This is a genomic window from Arthrobacter sp. Y3225116 (assembly GCF_059091245.1).
In genome coordinates, this window is the sequence record NZ_JBNHGL010000215.1 from 1 (window position 1) to 4857 (window position 4857).

Below are 4857 nucleotides of genomic sequence, written 5' to 3' on the forward strand. Positions count from 1 at the left end.
CCGGGGCGCCGGCCAGCACGACGGCCAGCACCGGCGCCAGCTCGGTCCGGCCGTGGTTCTTAAAGGCCAGCACGGCCTGGGAGAGTTCACGCCGGTAGGGTCCCCCGGCGGTCACCGGCAGCGGCCGGCCGGCCTCGTCCAGCGGCAAGGAGTCGGCGTCCTGTTCCACGGCCCTCGGGCGCACCGTCGAGCGGCGCAGGCGCCGCCTGCAGGCAGCGCACAGGACGTAATCCGGCGCGCCGCAGGCCACGCAGTCGGTCGGCAGCAGCAGCCGGCCGAACTGCCCGGACCAGATCCGCAGCGCCTCGGCGGCCCGGCTGAAATACAGCCTGTCCAGCCGGGTGCCCACGCCTGCCGTCGCCTTCACCACCGGGTCCCCGCCATGCCTTCAGTCTGGCCGCGCCCTGCCCGGCCGGCGTGGTCCGGGCGCCGGTTGTGGAGTGTTGCGGTGCTGCGGGCGGCTGTGGAGGCGGGGCTATCCGGGGAAGGACGGATCGATGACCAGCGGGGAGTTGCGCTGCGGAGCCCAGCTGTTGCCGACGCGGATGTAGAGCATCTCGTTGGTCTGGGCGTACACGTCCTGGCTGCCGTTGCCGGCGCTGATCTCCACCATCCCCTGCAGGGGCGCGGTCCGCAGGGTGCTGCCGTCCAGGTTCAGCACCTCCGCGGTCACCGCTTCGTCGGGCGAGGCCTGCATGACGACGACGGTATCTTCGTCGGCCCAGACGCCGGAGTCGACCGGCACCGAGGGGTTCAACCGCTTGGGCGTGGTGATGCCCCGGGGCCGGCCGTCCTGGTCCCGGACGACGCCGGCAACATAGACCGAGGTGCTCTCGCCTTCGCGGGTGGTGATGAGCGCCCTGGATCCTTCACGCGAGATCTGCAGCTCGGTCACGGTCCGCTCCGTGAGCCATTGGGCGCTGACCGCCACCGATTCGTCCGGCTCCTCGATGGAAACCGCTGAGACTTTCCCGCTGCCGTCACCGGCCGCCGCCCAGGCCCAGCCGAAGGGATCGACGCTGGGTCCGGTGAGGTTGCTTCCGGATGCCGCCTCCACCGCGCGGCGGTCCTCGCCGATCACGAACATCCGGTTGCGCTCGGCGGTCAGGAAGGCAAAGCGTTCCTGGTCCAGCGACATCGCCGGTTCGCGCGGGCGCAGCCGGCTGACGGACGGCAGGTCCTCCGGCTTGACCGGCCGGGATCCTTCGTAGAACACCAGTTCCTCGTCCAAGACCCCGATTTGCACATTGCCGACCGCGGGGTCCGTCACCGCGGCCTGGAACTGCGGATCGGGGGAATTGCCCAGATCCACTTCCCGCTGGTCTACGGTCATCTGGACGGTGGAGACGGTATTGAGCTCCCCCAGCGTCAATTCCAACTGCTGTTGCATCTGCTGCCGGCGCAGGAACGTGGTGCCCGTCAGGACTTCGGCCGACAGGTCCACGCTGGCAGCCCCGGATTCGATCGGTACGGCCCGCCGCACCAGCTGCGAGCCTTCCGGGAAGGCACTGATCACGGCGCCGGCCAGGTACGGTGCGGGCCCCTCCAGCATGGCAGCCACGATGGCCGCTGAGATGCCCTGCCGGTTGGCGAACCAGCGCACGTCCGGCACGGCATACGTGTACGTCGGGTCGTAGTAGTACAGGTTGAACGGGGAGAACAAGGTGCGGAAGTCCACCGTGGAGACCATGGTCCCGTCCGGAACGCTGGAGATCCGCCATTCGCCGTCCACCTGAGCCAGTTCCACCGGCAGCGATTCGGTGGCCCCTTCCTCGGCCTGGGTCCGGACGCCCGACTCGTTGATCGTGGCATCGACCTCCACCTGGAGCACGAATTCGGTTTCGGACGGCGATCCGACAATCCTCACGACGTTCCGGTACACCAGCGTCCGCTGCACCGGCTGCCATTCGCCGGCCAGGTCCGGGGCGAGGAATTCGCGCGCAATCCGGTAATCGTCCTGCGTGGCCGTGCCCGCCTGGATGAAGCCGGCGACGATCTGCTGCGGGGAGTCCCCCGGCGACGGCCCCGGCGGGTTGAAGGTGTAGCCGGTCCCCCCGGTTTCGCCCGAATCGGCCTGGACCGTGCCCACCGGCCCCGACATCGGGATGGAGGAACAGGAGGCCAGCGCCAGCATGACACAGAGCATGACGACGACGGCGCGCAGCCGGGAGAGGCGGGCAGGCTCAGCTGGGATCCGGAACACCGTTTTCCTCCTGCTGTTCGAGGAGCACATTCTCGGCCACCAGCTGGCCGTGCCATGCGGAGGCGCCGGCCGGTGGCAGCGGCAGCGGCGAATGGGTGAGCGTGCCGCCGCTGTGCCGCGGCAGTGTGAGCCGGAAGCAGGCACCGTTGCCCGGCTCGCCCCACGCCTGCAGCCAGCCGCCATGGAGGCGGGCATCCTCCGTGGAAATCGACAGCCCCAGGCCGCTGCCGCCGGTGGTCCGCGCCCGGGCCGGGTCGGCGCGCCAAAAGCGGTCGAACACCCTGGAGGCTTCCATGGGCGTCATCCCGATGCCGTAGTCCCGCACCGAGACGGCCACGGCGTCCTCGGTTGCCCCGACCGTGACCTCCACCGGTTTGCCTTCACCGTGTTCCAGCGCGTTGACAATCAGGTTGCGCAGGATGCGTTCGATCCTGCGCCGGTCCATGTCCGCGATGCAGCGCGGCTCGTGGGCAATCAGCCGCAGCTCCGACCCGCTGTTCTCCGCAAGCGGCTGGGCGGCGTCGAGCGCGGTGCGGGCGATCTCCACCAAATCGGTCGGCTCCGCATCCAGTGCGGCAGCACCGGCGTCGAAACGGGAGATCTCCAGGAGGTCGGCGAGCAGCGCCTGGAAACGCTCCACCTGGTTGTACAGCAGTTCCGTGGAGCGGGCGTTGATTGGATCGAAGTCCCCGCGCGATTCGTACAGCACCTCCGCGGCCATGCGGACCGTGGTCAGCGGCGTCCGCAGTTCGTGCGACACGTCGGACACGAACCGCTGCTGCATTTCGGACAGCGCGGCCAGCTGCGTGATCTGCTCCTGCAGGCTGTTCGCCATGTGGTTGAAGGAGGCCCCCAGCCGGGCGAGTTCGTCCTCGCCCCGGACTTCCAACCGCTCCTGAAGTTGTCCTGCCGCCAGCTTCTCCGAGGCGATCGCCGCCTGGCTGACCGGGTGCACGACGGCGCGGGTCAGCAGCCAGACGATGCCGCCGACCAGGATCAGCAGCAGCCCGCCGCCGATCCAGAGCACCCGGTGAATGAAGTCGAGGGTCTGCTGGACCGAGGAGAGGTCGTAGATCAGGTACAGCGCATACGAATTGCCCGGCGGCAACGACACCTTGGTGCCGAATCCGATGGCGGGGACATCGCTGTCGCCCACGGGCAGCGCGAGCGCCTGGCGGTACTGCCCGGTGCCGGTGGCGACTTCCCGGGCCAGCCCCTCCGGGATGATGTTGGCGGTGATGGAGGTGTTCGACTGGCTGAACACGTAGAGGTTCTGGCCGCCCGGCAGCGGCGTCAGCAGGTAGTAGCGCGGCGCTTCGGCGCCGGTACCCTCCAGCAGTTTCAGCGTGTCCGCCACCATGCTGGAGACGGTCGCCCGGTCGCTGGCGGAGGAACTCTCGAAGATTGTCTTGACCTGGGACAGACCGCGCCGGGACTCGGCCTCCGCCTGGTTCACCCGCTCCTGGTAGAGCCCGGAGGCGATCTGGCTGGAGAGGAACGCGCCCACGCCCATGAAGGCGAAGGCGGTGAGCAGGACGGCAGCGGTCACCGTGCGGAACTGCAGCGACCGCCGCCATTTCCGGTTCAGGAACTCGCGGGCCCGCAGCGTGGCATGCCAAGCGGCCTCAGCTGCCGCCTTCAGCTTGGCTGTCCACCGGCTGAGAACCGGCTCCACTTACCCTTGGCCGGCCTTGTAACCGACGCCGCGCACCGTGAGCACCACTTCGGGGGCCTCCGGATCGCGTTCGATCTTGGAGCGCAGCCGCTGGACATGCACGTTGACCAGGCGGGTGTCTGCGGCGTGGCGGTAGCCCCAGACCTGCTCCAGCAGCAATTCGCGGGTGAAGACCTGCCAGGGTTTCCGGGCCAGGGCCACCAGCAGGTCGAATTCCAGCGGGGTGAGCGAGATCTTCTCGTCCCCGCGGTGGACGACATGCCCGGCAACATCGATCACCACGTCGGCGATCCGCAGGGTCTCGGGCGCCCGCTGGTCGCCCGGACGCAGGCGCGCGCGCACCCGGGCCACGAGTTCTGCCGGCTTGAACGGCTTGGGCACGTAGTCGTCGGCACCGGATTCCAGGCCCCGGACCACGTCGGAGGTGTCCGACTTGGCCGTCAGCATGACAATGGGAACGTCCGATTCGCCACGGATCTGGCGGCAGACCTCGATGCCGTCCAGCCCCGGGAGCATCAGGTCGAGCAGCACCAGGTCCGGCTTGCTGCTGCGGAAGACCTCGAGGGCCTGGGCGCCGTCCGCGCAGAACACGGGGTCGAAGCCGTCGTTGCGCAGCACGATGCCGATCATCTCGGCCAGGGCCTCGTCGTCGTCTACGACCAGAATGCGTGCCTTCATATCTCCCTATTGTTCCCTATTCCCCTCATCCCTGACGTCACGACGCACAGGGCACACCGACACTGCGCCCACGGCGGGCCCGCGCCGGGATGGTAGGAACTGGCGGACCGAAACTATAGGCTGATGAGAGGCTAACACTTCGCCGGAGGCCTCCCGCAGCCGGCGACACGAGATGAGGAAGACGGGACGCGATGAGCCACGGGGCCAATGACGCCGGGCACGACAGCAGGGATCCGCAAGGCCAGGGCCCCGACGGCCCGGGCCCCGGCAACGGCGCCGGGGCCGACAGCCAGGCGCCGGG

Annotated in this window: 3 protein-coding genes and 1 pseudogene; all 4 read right to left on the bottom strand. The window is 69.1% G+C overall.

Annotation, left to right across the window (positions count from 1 at the left end):
• A pseudogene (locus tag AC5RV2_RS14635) lies at nucleotides 1-367 on the bottom strand (ComF family protein); the annotation flags it as partial.
• A 108-nt stretch (nucleotides 368-475) separates the two neighbouring features.
• Complete coding sequence (locus AC5RV2_RS14640) at nucleotides 476-2203, bottom strand: LpqB family beta-propeller domain-containing protein (RefSeq protein WP_494092934.1); 1728 nt, start codon at nucleotides 2201-2203, stop codon at nucleotides 476-478.
• Nucleotides 2184-3878 (bottom strand): MtrAB system histidine kinase MtrB, encoded by a 1695-nt coding sequence (mtrB, locus tag AC5RV2_RS14645; protein WP_494012514.1) that lies wholly within the window; start codon nucleotides 3876-3878, stop codon nucleotides 2184-2186. The genes AC5RV2_RS14640 and mtrB overlap by 20 nt, the downstream gene beginning before the upstream one ends.
• Nucleotides 3879-4556 carry an MtrAB system response regulator MtrA gene (gene mtrA / locus AC5RV2_RS14650; protein WP_493989146.1) on the bottom strand — a complete coding sequence of 226 codons (678 nt, stop codon included), beginning with the start codon at nucleotides 4554-4556 and terminating at the stop codon, nucleotides 3879-3881.
• Between the last annotated feature and the right edge of the window lie 301 nt (nucleotides 4557-4857).

What these genes read in the sequence shown, in the direction of transcription:
- mtrA (WP_493989146.1), bottom strand. Translation starts at nt 4,556, where the DNA reads ATGAAGGCACGCATTCTGGTCGTAGACGACGACGAGGCCCTGGCCGAG.